Source organism: Yersinia proxima (assembly GCF_902170785.1).
Taxonomy (GTDB): domain Bacteria; phylum Pseudomonadota; class Gammaproteobacteria; order Enterobacterales; family Enterobacteriaceae; genus Yersinia; species Yersinia proxima.
In genome coordinates this window covers 262,848-280,842 of the sequence record NZ_CABHYG010000017.1, presented here as the reverse complement: position 1 = coordinate 280,842, position 17,995 = coordinate 262,848, and the positions used below count along the sequence as shown (strand labels likewise).

Sequence of the window (17,995 nt, the reverse complement as noted above, 5' to 3'; positions counted from 1 at the left end):
GTAACAACATTTTTGTTATATATAATAATATGTTATTACTTTTAGTTATGGATTATGGTTTAACATTATTTTATCTCGCCAACCCAATCAGCAATGATATCCACTGTGTTCATTCCATAAAACAACAGGATATCTTGCCAATGTTGAACCCTCGCACTTTGCATAACGCCCAGCCAGATACCGCAATACCCACCTTGTTCAATATTCATCTGTACCTGTCGCCTGAAGAGGTGCTTCATTTACCTTTAACTTTGGCGCGTTGCTGCCCCTAACGGAGGTCATTATGGTGCAATTTAGACGACAAGATAATGCGCATTGGTATCATGAAACTCAGCGCAGTGGTGGCGCTCTTGCAACACAAATTGCCGACGAAAGTGACACGGCTAATAGTGGCAACATCGGCAATCCATATCAGAGTAGTTCTCCCTTTGAGCAAGGCATTTTCCTGCTCGGTTTAGCCAACGATATTCCGCTGGCATTAACTCATACCTTGCAGCACTACTCGGCTATTTTATCTGCCTCAGATGCCATGTATCTGGCTCTTTTCCCTGCGGTTGTCGCGCTAAATCACGAGAATACATTTTCCCTCTATGATCGATTAAGTAGCGCCTTGACTGTCGCGCAGGTTACCGGCATTCAGCGTTTATGTAGTCACTATGCTGCCCGTCTCACACCACTGTCCAGCCCAGATGCCTCACGGGAAAGTAATATGCGGTTGACACAAATCACCCAATTTGCGCGGCAACTTGCCAGCCAGCCGACATTGATTGACAGGTATGCACTACAACAACTGGCTGAGGTAGGGTTAACAGATGCAGATATTATTGTTTTATCGCAGATAATTGGCTTTGTTGGATTTCAGGCCAGAGTGGTCGCCGGTTTTTCTGCTCAGGCGGGCTATCCGACCGTCATGTTACCCGGCTTCCCACGCATGGAAGATGCTCCGTCAGCCCCGTTATTAGATAGTGAGGCACAGTGGCAAGGTTGGCTGCCCTCATTGACGCAAAACGACTCAGTGGCCACTGAGGTGACACTCAACGAGTTGCTCTCGCACCATCAAGAGAGCTTGCGCGCTTATAGCGCTGTTACCGCGCAATTGGATAACCCTGAACGAGTTCCCGCGGACTGGCAGGAATGGGTATCATTGGTCAGTGCCCGAATTAATGGCAGCCGCTACTGCCAGGCTCATCATCAGCATAATTTGCAACAATTGACTGAAGATAGCGCATTACTTGCCGCGTTACAGACCGGAGTCGATCAAGCTCTGGCAGCACAATCTACTGAGCAAATATCTCACCAACTTATCGCTGTGACGGCCGAACTGACCCGCGCACCGGAGCGCTTTAGCCACCAACATATTAGCCCGTTGCGGGCTATGGGCCTCAGTGATAAACAGTTACTGGGTATAATCTTCAGCGCCGCCTCGGCCGGATGGACTAACCGGTTACGCCATGCTCTGGGGCAAACGGTTTAAATTAGACGATCACCTCAGTTATTACGCCTCGTGGGAAGTCAGCCACTCTTGGGCGACGTCAAAGAAGTGCTGGGCCAGCGGCGTCACACGTCCTGGTTCGGCCACCACCACCGCAGCATGTCGGCCCATTTTAGGGATATCCACCGGTCTGCGCAGTAATGCCGGAGACATCTCTGCCAACAAACTTCCTTGAGGGAATAAACCACACCCAAGCCCGACAAAAATCCCTTGTAACAACTGAAAGATAGATGCACTTTCCAGCCGTGCATGCAGTGATAACCCAGCATCGCGGAAGCTATTATCCAGATAACGACGGAAGTAACGGCTAGGTTCTGCCAGGCACAGGGGCAATGCCGCAACCTGAGACAGTGTCAGCGGCTCGGTGCCTGTCAACTCGGGGAAATACTCGGGATGAAATACCACATCAACCCCGCTATCGACCAGCGGTTGAGCTTGAAAATGCAGCTCGTTAAGTGTAGTTAATTCAAAAAATCCAATACCCACATCAACGGAGTGGCCGGTCAGCGCTTCAAGTAGCTGATCAGCACTTAATACTGATACCCGGTAATCCAGATGAGGGTAGCGCTCACTGACGCTTTTCAGCAATCTTGCCAATGAGATGCTGCATTGCGGCACCACACCAATACGTAACGTGCCATTTAATCCATTTTTGAGAGACTCGACTTCCAGTTTTAGCCCCTGATAAACAGAGACAATTTCTCTCGCCCATGATAATACACGTTCACCTTCTGCGGTAAATCCTTCAAAATTATTGCCACGGTTTATGAGTGCAACACCCAGCTCCCGCTCCAGATTTTTCAACCGCATCGATAAGGTAGGCTGGCTGACAAAGCTGGCTTCAGCAGCTCGGCCAAAGTGCCGCTCGCGTTCTAAATTACACAGATAGATAAGCTGCTTAATATCCATACTGATACCCAGACTTTTATGATTAGGTGCAGTATATCATTGCCCTTTCTCTATATGCCTTACTGCATCAGTCTTTTTAAGACCAAAAATTTACACAATTTTCTGATTAATGTCTCAATTTGGCCGTCAGCTCCAGTCTTTCCCTGGTTAACATTTAGCCTTTTTTTGGATAATTTCAGATTTTTCCCCATAAACACAATATTGGTTTGGTTATTCACATACAGATAACGATATGAACCATAAAAAGACAAAATAGCAGAATATATGCCTGATTAAAATCAGTTCAGCATTTAATCAAAACAAAAATTCGCCAAACAGCGAAAACATAAACGTTAATACTGCATAACATTTGTAACATGGTTTTATCGCATTGATAGATATATATGTAACAGAATATTGCAAAAGACTTGTCTCGTTGACAAAGATAGTGAACATTAACCGCCGCTAAACATCTTATAACAACGCAAAAGGATGCCATCTCGCGCATTCACTTTTGTCTTTCCTGTCATTCATGGCGGGTAGTGAAAACAGAGGTTTCCGTGTCAACAGCAAACAACAATCAACAACCACCAAACAGTCAACCCGAAATCAGTATGAATGCTTTCAAGCAACCGAAAGCGTTTTACCTGATCTTCTCTATCGAGCTTTGGGAGCGTTTTGGTTATTACGGCCTGCAAGGGATCATGGCCGTTTATCTGGTAAAAATGCTCGGGATGAGCGAGGCCGATTCTATCACCCTGTTCTCTTCCTTCAGCGCCCTGGTCTATGGCTTTGTTGCCATTGGTGGCTGGTTAGGAGATAAAGTCCTCGGCGCGAAACGCGTTATTGTGCTGGGCGCACTGACGCTGGCAGTGGGTTATGCCATGATAGCCTACTCTGGTCATGACATTTTCTGGGTCTATCTGGGCATGGCAACTATTGCAGTTGGTAATGGCTTGTTCAAAGCTAACCCATCCTCCCTGCTGTCAACCTGCTATAACAAAGACGATCCGCGCTTGGACGGTGCATTTACTATGTACTATATGTCCGTCAATATCGGTTCGTTCTTCTCTATGTTGGCGACCCCATGGTTAGCGGCAAAATATGGCTGGAGCGTGGCGTTCTCACTGAGTGTTGTCGGGATGTTGATCACGCTGGTGAACTTCTGGTTCTGCCGCAAATGGGTGAAAAATCAAGGTTCTAAACCTGACTTTGCTCCATTACAATTTAAAAAGCTGCTGATGGTCTTGGTGGGTGTCGTCGCTCTGGTTGCATTGTCAAGCTGGCTGTTGCACAACCAAATAGTGGCTCGCTGGGCATTAGCACTGGTTTCTGTCGGTATTATTTTTATCTTTGCCAAAGAGACATTCTCACTGCACGGTACGGCGCGTCGCAGAATGATCGTCGCATTCCTGCTGATGCTGGAAGCGGTGGTGTTCTTTGTGTTGTATAGCCAAATGCCAACATCGTTGAACTTCTTCGCGATTCATAATGTTGAGCATTCTATCTTTGGTATTACATTTGAGCCGGAACAATACCAGGCATTGAACCCATTCTGGATTATGGTTGCCAGCCCAATACTGGCTGCCGTCTATAACAAAATGGGCGACCGTCTGCCAATGCCGCACAAGTTTGCTTTCGGCATGGTGCTCTGTTCCGCAGCCTTCCTGGTGCTGCCATGGGGCGCAAGTTTCGCCAACGAACACGGCATTGTTTCCGTCAACTGGTTGATCCTCAGCTATGCGCTGCAAAGCATCGGCGAACTGATGATTTCTGGTCTGGGTCTGGCGATGGTTGCACAGTTGGTGCCTCAGCGTTTAATGGGCTTCATCATGGGGTCATGGTTCCTGACCACTGCTGCGGCTGCTCTGATCGCCGGTAAAGTTGCCGCATTGACCGCAGTGCCGAGTGATATCACCGACGCCCATGCATCACTTGCTATCTATAGCCATGTGTTTATGCAGATTGGTATTGTGACCGCTATCATCGCCGTTCTGATGATGCTGACTGCACCAAAACTGTATCGCATGACATTGGCACCGAGTGACAGCAACAAACCCTCTCCTGCCGCCGCCGTTTAATCTGCTGGCTGGCTAAGAGCGCTCCTTCGGGAGCGCTTCAGATTGCTGACAAAGTCAAATGAAGGGGAATCGCGCCGTTGGGGTCGTAGTCGCGTAAGCGACCGGAGCGCCCCGAGGTGCGGTAAACCCTTCACTCACTAAGTTTTCAATAGCTTTCTCATTAACCTCGAGCGCTCCTTCTGGAGCGCTTTCTTTTTTTGGCATCTGTGGGCTGTCAGTTATTTGACCATACGGCCAACTGATATCCATCTGGATCGGTGAAGTGGAAACGCCGCCCACCCGGGAAAGCAAATATCGCAATGACAATCTTGGCGCCCGCCTGTTCCAAACGTTTTTGTGTCTGTTCTAAATTATCAGCATACAGAATGACAAGTGGCCCACCATTAGGTTGAACTTCCCCTAAGGTGAATCCCCCCGTCAATCGACCATCGGTAAACTCACAATAGCTCGGCCCATAATCAGTAAAGCGCCAATTAAAAACCGTCCCGTAAAAATCTTTTGAACGAGCAATATCACTGACAGCAAACTCTATATTGTCGATACGACTATCATTTCCCTGCATACCCATGACCTACTCCGGTGATTAACTCATCAAATAGTATTGTTGATTTATCTTATTCATTCCCTCTAATTATGTCTGCACCGCCGCCCAACACTAATGTGAATAACGTCACACTCTTGGTGTACAAAAAATAAACTATACTCACTTTATATCGCAGGCTGATACACGTCTGTTATCTGCGGTCGATAACCGATCAGGAGGTGATGTATGATCAACCATGTTTGGGGGCTTATGACCCATCCCGGTCAGGAGTTTCAGCAAATCAAACGTGAGGGCGAAAGTGTACGTCACATGTACGCTCATCACATTCTCCTGATGGCTGCTATCCCCGTGATTTGCGCATTTATCGGCACCACACAAGTGGGTTGGAATTTTGGTGATGGGCAGAGCATAAAACTGGTCCCCCTAACCGCGCTCTATTTCGCTATCATTTTTTACGTTTTGATTCTGGCTGCAGTCGCACTGATGGGTCGGGTGATTTACTGGATGGCACGCCGCTATGAAAGCCGCCCAAGTTGGCAACGCTGCACCTTGTTTGCCGGTTATGCTGCCACACCGATGTTGCTGGCCGGAGTGGTCGCCCTCTACCCAATTATCTGGTTGTGCTTATTGGTCGGGGTGATTGCACTTTGCTATGCCGGCTACTTGATGTATCTGGGCATCCCTACCTTTCTCAATATTGACCGACAAGAAGGTTTTATCTTCTCAGGCTCTACCTTTGCCATCGGGGTGCTGGTTTTAGAGTTACTTCTTGGTCTGACCGTTTTACTGTGGGGTTACGGTTCGCGATTGCTGTAATTACCTAAAATAACTGCGGTGCTCCGCTCCTGGCGTTATTTTGCTGAGAGCGGGTACTAATTCCCTATTTGAAGTCACTAACAGGCTTTTATCGTGATTAATGTCGCCCAGATCGCAATCTCTTACATCTCCACTTAGGATAAAGTTGTACACTAAGTAGGACTGAGGCAAACAAGGCAAAAAAAATGAAAAAGCTGACATTAAAAGAAATGACTGAAAGTGAGCAACGCGACGTCAAAACGCAACTCGATAAAGCCAGGATAAATTTAGGAAGGGCATTAACCAACTCAGAACAAAATAAAGTGAAAGATGAAGCCATAGAAAAAATCATGAACGCCCGCGAACAAATCGCAAAATTAACCCGCGTAGAAAGAAAAACCAAAAAAACAGCACCAAGTACCACCACTTTTAGCTGGTCTGCCTCGATCAGTACTCGCCCAGCACGTCCACCACGGTAATTATTTTCACTACCTGACAATCACTGTCATGGTAATCCTACAGCGGATAATCTATTCCGCTGTAGGGTGACATTTTACTCCCCGCATCAATATATTACATTGTACTAGCTGCTTTTTTTACGTATCTGCCTTAGGATTAAGAAGCGTTTTTCTTTCAGTCCTCGATTAAGGAGTTTGTGATGAAATTGTTCTATAAACCCGGTGCCTGCTCTCTATCGCCCCATATTGTGTTACGTGAAGCGGGGCTAGATTTCAGTATTGAAAGTGTCGATTTGGCGACTAAAAAAACTGAAACGGGTGAAGACTATTTAAGCATCAACCCTAAAGGACAAGTGCCAGCTCTGTTGCTGGATGACGGAAGTCTGCTCACTGAGGGTGTGGCCATCGTACAATATCTGGCAGATAAAGTGCCTGACCGCCACCTGATTGCACCATCAGGCACCCTTTCCCGCTACCACGCCATTGAATGGTTAAACTTCGTTGCGACTGAATTACATAAAGGTTTCAGTCCGCTGTTTAACCCGAAAACACCAGACGAATATAAAGCTATCGCCCGTGAACGGTTGGATAAGCAATTCAGCTATGTCGATGGCGTATTAGCAAAACATGATTATCTGCTAGGCTCAAAATTCAGCGTGGCCGATGCCTATCTATTTACCGTAACTCGCTGGGCAACTGCACTGAAACTTGAAATTAAACAGCGCAGCCATTTAGATAAATATATGGCGCGGGTAGCAGAACGTCAGGCAGTTAAAGCGGCGCTCGCAGCAGAAGACGTGAAGAAATAAGAAAGTCACTGATTTGAAGTGCCCCTGAATAAGGGGCACTGCATACCAGGATTATAATTTTGTCGCAGTAAAATGACAGGAAGGATTAACAATAGCGTCCTGTGCGGCCACCACCTGAAGTTCATATTCCCCCATCTGCTGAGTTTTCAGCATCACTTCATATACTGCAGCCGTCACATGCTCCAGTGCTTTATCCAAGGGTTCGCCTTTAAGTAGATTTACCAGCAATAATCCACTGGTCAAATCACCCACACCCACCGGTTGGCGTGCGCCAAAATCCACCAGTGGACGGCTGATATGCCAGGCATCATCCATGGTCACTAATAACATTTCAAAACAGTCGAGGCTATAACCGGCACGGCTCAAGTGCTTAACCAGAACGACTTTCGGTCCTTTAGCGCAAAGATCGCGGGCAACCTTAACCGCTTGCTCGACATTTTCGACCCGTGTACCACTGAGTTGCTCCAGTTCGAGTAGATTTGGCGCAATAATATCACTGGCGGGTAACGCTTCCTGACAGAAGAACTCGGCCACACCTGGAGCCACGATACAACCTTTCTCGGGATGCCCCATGACCGGATCACAAAAATACCAGGCGTTAGGATTGGCCTGTTTCACCCGCGCAACTGCTGCTAAAATATGACCACCTTGCTCTGGTGAGCCAATATAGCCACTCAATACAGCATCACAATCTTTCAGCCGGTTAATATCGGCAATACCTTGTACAATTTCAGTCAGATGGCTGGCTGGCATAACACATCCCGTCCAATGACCATATTGCGTATGGTTCGAAAACTGAACGGTATTTAATGGCCAGACATTAACCCCCATCCGGCGCATAGGAAATTCAGCCGCGCTATTACCTGCATGGCCAAAAACAACGTGTGACTGAATCGAAAGTATATTTTTCATTGGTACGGCCTAAAGTGAACAAACCATCAGCAAAAAAATAAGGGACATAATTGCCCCTTATTTTTCTTTTACTCTTACAGCCAGCTAATCAGGCAATAATGTTTTTTACCGCGGCGCAACAAGGTATAGCGGCCGAATAAACGATCAGCATCAGTGAACGTGTATTCCGGATCGGATTGCTTCTCACCATTAATCGCCACCGCATTTGAGCTAATCATGGTGCGCGCCTGACCACGGGAAGGGACTAATTCAGCGTTAACCAGTGCTTGCTGCAAATCGGCGTCGCGAGTCAGTTCAATGGTCGGCATGCCATCTTGCGCCAGTTGAGCAAAGTCAGCTTCGGTCATGTCATTTAAATCACCGGAGAACAAGCTGGCAGTGATACGTTTGGCCGCAGCCAGACCTTCTTCGCCATGCACCATGCCAGTAACATTTTCGGCCAGCACGTACTGGGCACGTGGCGCTTTACCACTGTTTTTATCTTCTTCTTCCAGTGCGTTAATTTCTTCCAGACTCATGAAAGTAAAGAATTTCAGGAAGCGATACACGTCAGCATCTGCGGTATTGATCCAGAATTGATAAAATTTGTAAGGGCTGGTTTTCTTCGGATCAAGCCATACTGCGCCACCTTCGGTTTTACCGAATTTGGTGCCATCTGCTTTGGTAATTAATGGTACTGTCAGGCCAAATACTTGTTGCTGGTGGAGACGGCGAGTCAAATCGATACCGGAGGTAATATTACCCCATTGGTCAGAACCCCCAATTTGTAATGCAACGCCGTGCGCTTTATTCAGGCAAGCAAAATCATAAGCCTGCAACAAATTGTAGGAGAACTCAGTAAATGAGATGCCGCTATCATCGCGATTTAAACGCTGTTTGACCGCTTCTTTATTGATCATCTGATTAACTGAGAAGTGCTTGCCGATATCACGCAGAAACGTCAGCACATTCATACCACCAAACCAATCGTAGTTGTTGGCCGCAATAGCGCTATTGTCACCGCAATCAAAATCAAGGAATGGCGAAACTTGCCGACGGATTTTCTCCACCCACTCGTTCACCGTATCTGCGGTATTTAGTTTACGTTCACTGGCTTTGAAACTTGGGTCACCTATCATGCCGGTCGCACCACCCACTAAAGCAACTGGGCGATGCCCTGCCAGTTGGAAGCGCTTTAGGCACAACAACGGAACCAGATGACCCAAATGCAAGCTGTCTGCGGTAGGATCGAAACCGCAATACAGTGAAATTGGCCCTTGCGCCAGTCTCTCTGCTAACGCGTCTTCATCCGTAACCTGGGCAACGAGGCCCCGCTCTTGCAATTGTTTAATCAGGTTGCTGCTGGTCATCAACGACTCCATTGTTTTACAAAATTATTTTTACAAAAAATTTGTCTTTTACGAGGTAACGCGGATTTATACCCTAAATAATTCGAGTTGCAGGAAGGCGACAATTGAGCAAATCCCCAGGAACTTACTCAAGTAAGTGTCTGGGGTAAACGAAAGCAGTCAACGCGCATGCAGCTTGAAGTATGACGGGTATAGAATAAAGCGCCCGCCCGATGAGCGCTAGGCTTAACCACAATTATTTCATCATTCTCACGGCGCTAAACGGTCAATTTTCCAGGTATCTGCATCCCGTTGATAGATAAATCGGTCATGCAGGCGGTGTTCGCCTCCTTGCCAGAACTCGACAGAGTCGAATTTAACCCGGAATCCACCCCAAAAACTGGGTAGCGGCACATCACCTTGTTGGAATTTTTGCTTAAGCTCCAGGAATTTGCTTTCCAGCACACCACGGGCGGAAATCCGTGAAGATTGCTGGGATACCCAAGCACCAATCTGGCTATCTTTGGGGCGAGAACTGAAATATTTCAGCACTTCGAGGGTGGAAAGGCGCTCAGCTTTGCCAAGGAATATGACTTGCCTATCTAGCATATGCCAAGGGAATAATAAGCTGATATGCGGATTTTCAGCCAATTGCTGCGCTTTGCGGCTGCCTAAGTTGGTATAGAACACCAACCCCTGATCGTCATAATGTTTGAGCAGCACAATCCGCTGATAAGGTTGGCCGTTGGCATCGACTGTTGCCACACACATGGCTGTCGGGTCAGCTAAACGCGCATCACAGGCCTGTTTTAACCAGCGCTCAAACAATTCCAGTGGGTTTTCGGTTAAGTCGCTGCGGCGTAGACCGCCACGAATATATTCACGGCGCAAGTCAGCAACGTCAAATTCATTATTGTCAGTCATATAAGCTCGGTCATGCACAGAAAAGCAGTGCTCATCATTCTGCCCTTGCAACGGCAGAATCACAATCACCCTGAACCGACAACTGCCTGATTACTTGATCAAAGTATTTATTTTATCAACATACAGTCATTGATAATCACTTTTTCGTCACGCTCAACAAAAGCCGCATTGCCCTTCGACCAGAAAGTATAATGGCCGTCACTGTATTTAGCACCAGATGCGGCACGTACTTGCGGCAAGGTCAGTTGTTTGCCATCCAGCACTAAACTGACTTTATCCTGTTTATTATCCTGCATGACCGTCAGCCTGGTCGTGCCACATTGGTAATGCAAAGTTTCGTTTTTGGACTGTACCAAACTGCATCCCGTCAGCATCAATACTGCCGCTGTACCCAATATTGCCGTCGAGCCAAATAGCTGTTTCATTTTGCCATCCTTATTGCGTGTATAAGCCACCATAACCTATGGCAGCTTAGCACCGTCATCGTGACGATACAGGATAGACTGCTCCTAAAATGGTCTCGCAACTGGCTCCGGTCACCGAGGGCAAATTACCCGATTTACCGGACAAGGTTCGAAAAGCCAGCCAGGCGAATGCCAGCGCTTCCATATCATCGCCACTGACGCCAAAATCATCAGTGACACACACTTCAGTACCTGGCAGTAAAGTTGACATCCGTGACATCACTAATGGATTCCGCGCCCCGCCACCGCACACCAGCAGCCGCTCACAGCCTCCGGCCAACTGAACTTGCTCAGCAATGGAGAGTGCAGTTAGCTCTGCTAATGTGGCCTGGACATCTTCCGGTTTGATACCCGGAATTTTATTCAATTGTTTATCCAGCCACCCGGCATTGAAATGCTCGCGGCCGGTGCTTTTCGGTGCCGGTTTCGCAAAATAGGGGTCACTGTACATCAGTTCCAACAGTGGCTGATTAACCTGGCCCGATAGTGCCCAAGCAGCATCCTTATCATAAGGTAGCGAACGATTACGCCAAATCCAGGCATCCATCAGCATATTCCCCGGCCCGGTATCAAAACCGCGTACCGGTAAATCAGGTAGTAGCATCGATAAGTTCGCGATACCGCCAATATTCAACACCATGCGCCGTTCCGTAGAATGGGCTAATAAAGCATGGTGGAAGGCCGGAACCAGCGGTGCGCCTTGCCCACCATAAGCCATATCCCGGCGGCGAAAATCCCCGACAGTGGCAATTTTTGTCATGGCAGCAATACGATTATTGTCACCTAATTGCATGGTAAAAGCCGGTTCACCCAGTGGCTCATGCCATACCGTCTGCCCGTGACAGCCAATTGCCGTAATATCCTGTGCCGTCAGCCCCTCTTTGGCCAGTAGTGTCAGCACCGCTTCGGCAAATAGTATTCCTAATTGTGCATCGAGCTTACCCACGGCAGATAACGTGGTTGATTGCCCTTGGCACATACCGAGAATGTCTTTTTTTAGCTGGAGCGGCAGCGGGTGACAATAACTGGCCTGCTGAGCCACCATGCGCTCATCAATGGCGGCCAGAACAACATCGATGCCATCCAGACTGGTTCCCGACATCACCCCAATAAAACGGCCTGATTTCATAGCAATGACCTTATTTCCCATTGTGGGACAAGAGAGCAACGAGACTTTACCCAAATCACGTCAGAATAATAAAATTAACATCATGAAAAGATATACTTTTTTAAGTGTATACCGCCATAGGGTATCTCTTAAAGAATGATTTTTATTTGCAAGAAGGGTCACATAAAAGTCATTAATTCTTACAGTATGGGTTATGGCGGTAATATTTCTTGCTTTGATAAAGTTAAACCGCCGTTTAATATTGGTTGAAGTGTAAACCGCTAAGCTGCGGATCTATTGTGTGGTCAAAAGATTAAGTACACCGCCAAAAATAAGTTAAGTAGTGAAATAAATATTCGGGTAAGCCATACTTTATGCAAATACTAGGCCGCCAATGGACTGGGTTTGGATATACCAGGCATACTGAACCGTAATACGGTTATGCATTTTAATAGGAGTTTTTATGATCAAGCCATTAATCGCCGTTGCTATTGCTGCGGTTACTCTAACCGGTTGTGCCAACAACAACACTTTGTCTGGTGACGTTTTTAGCGCTTCACAAGCCAAGCAAGTACAGACAGTGACTTACGGCACATTGATTTCAGTTCGTCCGGTAACTATTCAAGGTGGCGATGAGAACAACGTTATGGGCGCAATCGGTGGTGCTGTACTGGGTGGTTTCCTCGGGAATACTGTCGGTGGCGGCACAGGTCGTAGTCTGGCAACAGCTGCAGGTGCGGTTGCTGGTGGTATGGCGGGACAAGGTGTTCAAGGTGCAATGAACCGTACTGACGGCGTACAGCTTGAAGTGCGTAAAGATGATGGCACCACTATTTTGGTTGTTCAGAAACAAGGCCCAACCCGCTTTAGCGTCGGGCAACGCGTGATGCTCGCCAGCAGCGGCAGTACTGTGACTGTTAGCCCGCGCTAATCGTCTCTCTGCAATATACTTTATAATATAACGTGTAAAGCCAGAGATCATTGCGATCTCTGGCTTATTTTCTTACTACCGAAAATTTTCTTTCTGCTGTGAATAGAGTCGTCTAACTTTATTTTACTTACTTTGTAATTGAATAATGTTTCTCTCAAGTTTATCAATCAAACCAGATAACAATTCAATTTCATCTGGTGAAATTCCCCCAAGAATTTCTTTACGAGTGGAACATATGACTCCATCAACCTGCTCTATTATCGGTGAAGACTGTTCCGTCAGTTTTATCCTCTTTGCACGCCGATCATTTGCACAGGTATGGCGTGTGATTAGACCTTTCTCCTCCAGTTGATCTAAGGTTCTAACCAATGATGGTTGTTCGATACCAATCGCTTTTGCCAGTTGAATCTGGGATTGCTCAGGTGGTAAACGATTAATGTTATGCAAGGTAACCCAATGCGTTTGGGTCAGCTCCAACGGCTTCAACCGGTGGTCGATTAGCGCGCGCCAAACGCGAACTAATCGTGCTAAATCAGATCCTAATGTCGATTCCAATTGCCCCTCCTTTTATTTAGCGTGCTAGCATAACTACCAGAGTCCAGTCTATTTTGGGTAATTAACATTAAAAACACAAATGTATATATACCGTCGATGCTAGGACAATAGCAATAAATACGGGGAATCCTTTAGCAAAAATTATGTATTTACTAAAATTACCTCTTAAGGATTAACCTTATGTATGTATCTATATTATCCACAAATGCACCCTTGTCAGACTTAGTTTTAGGCGCCTCTATCTATTTCCCACCGATGTTTAAGGCGGTTATGCTAGGTTTGGTGTTATGGCTATTGATCCATCATATGCTGCGGAATTGGATCTACTCTGGTGACATCTGGCATCCAATATTAATGGATCTGTCCATTTTTGTCATTGCAGTCAGTGTTTCTTTGTGGATATTAGCCAGTTGGTAAATTGATATGAATCATCAGTCTCTTAAATATTTCTCTTCTGTCATCGTATTCGCCCTCGCACTCTGTGCTGGTTGGTGGATGTGGAATTATTATATGCAATCCCCCTGGACTCGCGATGGCAAAGTTCGGGCAGAATTGGTCAGTATCACGCCAGAAGTCTCTGGTCAGTTGGTTAAAATATTAGTTCATGATAACCAGTTGGTAAGCTCGGGTAGCCTATTATTTGTGATTGACCCACAACCCTATCAGTTGGCTCTGGATAATGCTCAAGCAGCTCTCGAGCGCGCGCAAGCTGAACTGGCTAAAGCCAATCATGAAGCTGAACGTCGGCGAAACTTACCTAAAAATACTATTTCGGGTGAGGATCTGGATATTGCCAATTTAAGTGCAAATAGCATGAAAGCTGCGTATCAAGGTGCATTGGCAAACCTCGAACAAGCGAAATGGAATCTCAGTAAAACGCGTATTTATGCCCCAGCCAACGGTTATATTACCAATTTACAGACTCGGGTCGGCAACTACGCCACCACAGGTACTCCATTAGTTGCGCTAATAGATACCGATTCATTTTACGTCATGGGATATTTCGAAGAGACCAAGCTAAGACACATTAGAGAAGGTAATGAAGCCAAAATTGTTTTGTATAATGGCAACATTCCTTTACGGGGGGTGGTGGAAAGTATTGGTCGCGCCATTTACGACCAGAGTGTCGATAGCAGCGAAAATTTATTGGTTGATGTGAAACCTAATGTCCCATGGGTGCGCCTGGCACAACGTGTCCCAGTCAGGATTAAATTGCTGGATGTTCCGCCCGATATCACTCTGATTGCTGGCACCACCTGTACCATTTCACTGGTAAATTAAACCATGCGCCTCTCTTTTCCCTCGTGGCAGCAAACCCCCTGGGGCAAGGCGAATGCAGGTCAGTGGCGTTATGCACTGCGTAACTCGCTGGCAATGTGTCTATCGCTGTGGATTGCGTTTGCGCTGAATTTAGATGAACCCTATTGGGCGATGACTTCTGCGGCAGTAGTCAGTTTCCCGACAGTCGGTGGCGTCATCAGCAAAAGTATTGGCCGGGTTGTTGGCAGCCTGATTGGTGCCGCCGCATCACTGATAATTGCCGGTCATTGCTTAAATGATCCCTGGTTATTCACTTTTGCTATTGCCGCCTGGATTGGCCTGTGTACTTTTGTCTCTAATCACTATCAGAATAACGTTTCTTATGCCTTTGCTTTAGCCGGCTATACAACCGCGATCATCGCCTTTTCTACTGTCAATACCACTGATACACAACAAATATTTGATATTGCCCAAGCCCGAGTTTGTGAGGTGATTACCGGCATTCTGTGTGGCGGTCTGATGATGATGCTGCTCCCCAGCACGTCAGACGGTGAAGCACTGCTGACCTCTTTGCGCCGTATGCAATCTCGCTTGTTGGAACACGCCGAGCTACTGTGGCAAACCGAGCAAACACCGCAAATTCGCACCTCCCATGAGGGGCTAATTGGCCAGATTCTTACGATGAATCTCCTGCGTATTCAGGCATTTTGGAGCCATTACCGTTTACGGCGACACAATAATGTATTGAATTTCATTTTGCATCGCCAGTTACGTATCACCAGCGTGATTACCAGTTTGCGCCGTATGTTGGTTAACTGGCCATCGCCACCGGCGAACATGCCCGCGGTTCTCGCTCAATTGCTAACCGCTTTACAACAACCTGACTGTGATAAATATCAGATAGCCAGGATCCTGCAACAAATAGCCCCCCATGATGAGTTTGATTATCGTCATCGGGCCTTCTGGTTGCGCTTGCGGCATTTTTGCTGGTTATATTTGCAGGTTAATCGCTGGCTGGCTCAACTGGATAAAGAACCGGAAAGCGGCATGCTATTGCCCCCTGCCGTGACTGCGCTGGCGCGCCACACCGATACCTATGAGGCCGCCTATAACGGCCTGAGAACCTTTGTATGCATTGTGATCGGTTGTGCCTTCTGGATAAATACGCAGTGGAGTTCTGGCGCTGCTGCTTTGTCATTGGCGGCGGTCAGTTGCGTGCTCTACTCTGCTACCCCTTCGCCAACGGACAGCATTGCCACGCTAGTGAAAGCCATTGTTTTGCTTTCGATTGGCTGTTTTATTCTGAAATTTGGCGTGATGGTACAAATTGATGATTTTTGGCAATTTGCCGTGGTGTTGTTCCCCATTTTAATCACCATGCAAATGATGAAGCTCCAGCATCCGGCTTATGCTTCCTTGTGGGGGCAATTGATTGTTTTTATGGGTTCATTTCTCAGTGTGACCAACCCCCCTAGCTATGATTACCAAGAGTTTCTCAATGATAATATTGGTAAATTAGTTGGCGTGATGTTGGCAGGTGTTGCCTTTCAGATACTGCGGCCCAGCTCAGATAAACGTAAAAGCCGGCGTATCATTCGCCTGTTACGCCGTGATTTTATCGATCAACTTAGTGCTCATCCGCAGCAAAGCCAAAATCAATTCGAATCACTGATATATCACCGCATCAATCAGCTTAATCTCAGTAAAGATCAATCAGCACGCCTGTGGCTGCTCCGCTGGGGAATGGTGCTACTCAATTGCAGCCATGTGGTCTGGCAGTTACGTGATTGGCAAACCACTTCTGCGCCTTTATCTGCCGTGCGAGATGTGTCTATTCATTGTCTGAAAGGCTGCATGACCGAGAAAGGTGTTCAGCCGAGTTCACTACAAGCTACGTTGCAGGAGTTGCAGCGTATGAGTGCTATTTTAGGGCAATATCCGGATGCAACTGGCCGAGAACTGGCCGGGCTTATCTGGCGGCTGTATTGTTCGCTAACACAATTGCAAATGGCGGTGCCGGGCGAAAAAAGCCAGGTTGCGCCAGCCTGAGGCTCGCTGGCGCAAAGGATAAAATTAAGGCACGTCATAGCCCAGTGCAGCACGACGGATACGGAACCACTGCTGGCGAGTCAGGGTTAAGGAGAGTGATGCCCAGGCAGTTTTAACGCGCTCTATCTTGCCGGAACCAATAATCGGTAAAGGTGCCGATGGTAAGCGCAGCACCCAGGCATACACCACTTGCTCGATACTTTCAGCGCCAATCTCATCAGCGATGGTCTGTAACTCATTACGTAATGTCTGGAATTCAGGGTCGCTAAACAAACGCCCGCCCCCTAAACAAGACCATGCCATTGGCTTAATACGCAACTGTTGGCAAGCATCCAGTGTCCCATCGACAATGGCGGGTTGGTGCAACGGTGAAATCTCAACCTGGTTAGTGACCAATGAGAATGGCAAGCGTGACTGCAATAAACTGAATTGCGCAGGCGAAAAGTTTGAAACACCAAAATGTTTCACTTTGCCGCTTTTATGTAATTGAGTGAATGCTTCAGCAACTTCATCTGCATCCATCAATGGGTCTGGGCGATGGATTAGCAATAAATCAAGATAATCTGTATGCAGATGAGTTAAGGATTGTTCTGCACTTTCAATGATATGGGAACGATCAGTAATATAATGCCCCAATGCATGCTCTGGCTTGGCCGTGGTAGCAATACCACATTTACTGACTAATTCCAGTTGGCTGCGTAAGGAAGGCTTAAGGCGCAATGCCTGGCCAAATACCTGTTCGCATTGATAACCGCCATAAATATCAGCGTGATCAGCTGTCGTGATGCCCAATTCAATATGTTGCTCAATAAAAGCCAACAACTGTTGCGGCGTCATATCCCATTCCATCAACCGCCAATAACCGCAAATCATGCGAGAAAACTCAGGCCCAAGCGGGGCCAGTTGGCTACGTGTATCCATTATTAACTACCTCATTTGTTTATCTGCCCTAAGCATACACAACCGGCAGGAAGGTTAAATCCTCCCTGAGTAATGAATTGGGGCTGAGCAGTGAAATCGCCATAATCGCTAAACACTAAGGTAAAACAATGGCGAATCAGAATAATGAAGGTTGTTCTGGTAGCGGGTCATCCAGCTGTTTGTTGGCGCGCTGCAAACGTAACAAGCGCTGACGACACAGCCGCAGGACATCCCGTTTTTGCGGGTCACTCATTTTCATCCAATTAAAGCGCTCATCCCGGCTACGCATACACCCACGGCAAAAACCACGGTCATCTGTTTGGCAGATACCACGGCATGGGCTGGGAATGTCAAAAAACTCAAGTTGCTGAGCCAAATCGCCTCTCCTGCTGCTGACATACCTGAAAAACTTGAGGTTGCAGGTAGGCAGCAAATGAATGAACCCCGATGAGCTTACTCAAGTAATTGATTCGGGT

The 17,995-nt window shown here is 47.1% G+C and carries 20 protein-coding genes; 9 read left to right on the top strand and 11 right to left on the bottom strand.

Annotated elements, in window-relative coordinates:
* Positions 1-65 precede the first annotated feature (65 nt).
* Entirely contained in the window at positions 66-209 is a 144-nt protein-coding gene (locus FTB31_RS17550; protein ID WP_155410461.1) for a hypothetical protein, read from the bottom strand.
* Between the two features lie 74 nt (positions 210-283).
* On the opposite strand from FTB31_RS17550, the gene FTB31_RS17545 reads away from it, so the two are divergent.
* A complete protein-coding gene (locus FTB31_RS17545; RefSeq protein WP_227731658.1) occupies positions 284-1,474 on the top strand; it encodes a CMD domain-containing protein in 1,191 nt (396 codons plus the stop codon).
* A gap of 21 nt (positions 1,475-1,495) precedes the next feature.
* Here FTB31_RS17545 and FTB31_RS17540 read toward each other — a convergent pair whose 3' ends face one another.
* A complete protein-coding gene (locus tag FTB31_RS17540; protein WP_227731657.1) occupies positions 1,496-2,401 on the bottom strand; it encodes a LysR family transcriptional regulator in 906 nt (301 codons plus the stop codon).
* A gap of 539 nt (positions 2,402-2,940) precedes the next feature.
* On the opposite strand from FTB31_RS17540, the gene dtpA reads away from it, so the two are divergent.
* Positions 2,941-4,461: a dipeptide/tripeptide permease DtpA gene (gene dtpA, locus FTB31_RS17535; protein ID WP_050078536.1), complete on the top strand. Its 1,521-nt coding sequence runs from the start codon at positions 2,941-2,943 to the stop codon at positions 4,459-4,461.
* A gap of 214 nt (positions 4,462-4,675) precedes the next feature.
* Here dtpA and FTB31_RS17530 read toward each other — a convergent pair whose 3' ends face one another.
* A complete protein-coding gene (locus tag FTB31_RS17530) occupies positions 4,676-5,029 on the bottom strand; it encodes a VOC family protein (protein WP_050078534.1) in 354 nt (117 codons plus the stop codon).
* A gap of 201 nt (positions 5,030-5,230) precedes the next feature.
* Between FTB31_RS17530 and FTB31_RS17525 the strand changes: the two genes are divergently transcribed.
* The 3 genes from FTB31_RS17525 (at position 5,231) to gstA (ending at position 7,067) form a co-directional block, all read left to right on the top strand.
* Positions 5,231-5,821 (top strand): Yip1 family protein, encoded by a 591-nt coding sequence (locus FTB31_RS17525; protein WP_072081941.1) that lies wholly within the window; start codon positions 5,231-5,233, stop codon positions 5,819-5,821.
* A gap of 185 nt (positions 5,822-6,006) precedes the next feature.
* Positions 6,007-6,279, top strand: a complete 273-nt coding sequence (locus tag FTB31_RS17520) for a DUF3811 domain-containing protein (RefSeq protein ID WP_050078533.1) — start codon at positions 6,007-6,009, stop codon at positions 6,277-6,279.
* A gap of 179 nt (positions 6,280-6,458) precedes the next feature.
* Positions 6,459-7,067, top strand: coding sequence for a glutathione transferase GstA (gene gstA, locus FTB31_RS17515; protein ID WP_050078530.1), 609 nt, complete (start codon positions 6,459-6,461; stop codon positions 7,065-7,067).
* Positions 7,068-7,118: 51 nt separating this feature from the next.
* Here the strand turns inward: gstA and pdxY are convergent, their stop codons facing one another.
* From pdxY to anmK, 5 genes are all read right to left on the bottom strand, one after another.
* On the bottom strand, positions 7,119-7,979 hold the full coding sequence (gene pdxY, locus FTB31_RS17510) for a pyridoxal kinase PdxY (RefSeq protein ID WP_050078529.1): 861 nt from the start codon (positions 7,977-7,979) through the stop codon (positions 7,119-7,121).
* 74 nt (positions 7,980-8,053) lie between these two features.
* A complete protein-coding gene (gene tyrS / locus FTB31_RS17505; protein WP_050078528.1) occupies positions 8,054-9,328 on the bottom strand; it encodes a tyrosine--tRNA ligase in 1,275 nt (424 codons plus the stop codon).
* 249 nt (positions 9,329-9,577) lie between these two features.
* Entirely contained in the window at positions 9,578-10,231 is a 654-nt protein-coding gene (pdxH, locus tag FTB31_RS17500) for a pyridoxamine 5'-phosphate oxidase (protein WP_050078593.1), read from the bottom strand.
* 107 nt (positions 10,232-10,338) lie between these two features.
* Positions 10,339-10,656, bottom strand: coding sequence for an MliC family protein (locus FTB31_RS17495; protein WP_050078527.1), 318 nt, complete (start codon positions 10,654-10,656; stop codon positions 10,339-10,341).
* Between the two features lie 55 nt (positions 10,657-10,711).
* Complete coding sequence (anmK, locus tag FTB31_RS17490; protein ID WP_050078526.1) at positions 10,712-11,824, bottom strand: anhydro-N-acetylmuramic acid kinase; 1,113 nt, start codon at positions 11,822-11,824, stop codon at positions 10,712-10,714.
* Between the two features lie 442 nt (positions 11,825-12,266).
* Between anmK and FTB31_RS17485 the strand changes: the two genes are divergently transcribed.
* A complete protein-coding gene (locus tag FTB31_RS17485; protein ID WP_050078525.1) occupies positions 12,267-12,734 on the top strand; it encodes an outer membrane lipoprotein in 468 nt (155 codons plus the stop codon).
* A gap of 123 nt (positions 12,735-12,857) precedes the next feature.
* On the opposite strand, the gene rovA is transcribed toward FTB31_RS17485, so the two are convergent.
* A complete protein-coding gene (gene rovA, locus FTB31_RS17480) occupies positions 12,858-13,289 on the bottom strand; it encodes a virulence master transcriptional regulator RovA (protein ID WP_004706617.1) in 432 nt (143 codons plus the stop codon).
* 180 nt (positions 13,290-13,469) lie between these two features.
* Between rovA and FTB31_RS17475 the strand changes: the two genes are divergently transcribed.
* The 3 genes from FTB31_RS17475 to FTB31_RS17465 are packed head-to-tail and all read left to right on the top strand — an operon-like array spanning position 13,470 to position 16,598.
* A complete protein-coding gene (locus FTB31_RS17475) occupies positions 13,470-13,706 on the top strand; it encodes a DUF1656 domain-containing protein (RefSeq protein WP_050078524.1) in 237 nt (78 codons plus the stop codon).
* 6 nt (positions 13,707-13,712) lie between these two features.
* Positions 13,713-14,570, top strand: coding sequence for an efflux RND transporter periplasmic adaptor subunit (locus FTB31_RS17470; protein WP_077174670.1), 858 nt, complete (start codon positions 13,713-13,715; stop codon positions 14,568-14,570).
* Positions 14,571-14,573: 3 nt separating this feature from the next.
* Complete coding sequence (locus tag FTB31_RS17465) at positions 14,574-16,598, top strand: FUSC family protein (RefSeq protein WP_227719840.1); 2,025 nt, start codon at positions 14,574-14,576, stop codon at positions 16,596-16,598.
* 24 nt (positions 16,599-16,622) lie between these two features.
* Here the strand turns inward: FTB31_RS17465 and FTB31_RS17460 are convergent, their stop codons facing one another.
* Both FTB31_RS17460 and FTB31_RS17455 read right to left on the bottom strand, forming a co-directional pair.
* Complete coding sequence (locus FTB31_RS17460) at positions 16,623-17,519, bottom strand: aldo/keto reductase (RefSeq protein ID WP_227731656.1); 897 nt, start codon at positions 17,517-17,519, stop codon at positions 16,623-16,625.
* Positions 17,520-17,655: 136 nt separating this feature from the next.
* A complete protein-coding gene (locus tag FTB31_RS17455) occupies positions 17,656-17,895 on the bottom strand; it encodes a DUF1289 domain-containing protein (RefSeq protein WP_005165934.1) in 240 nt (79 codons plus the stop codon).
* Positions 17,896-17,995 lie beyond the last annotated feature (100 nt).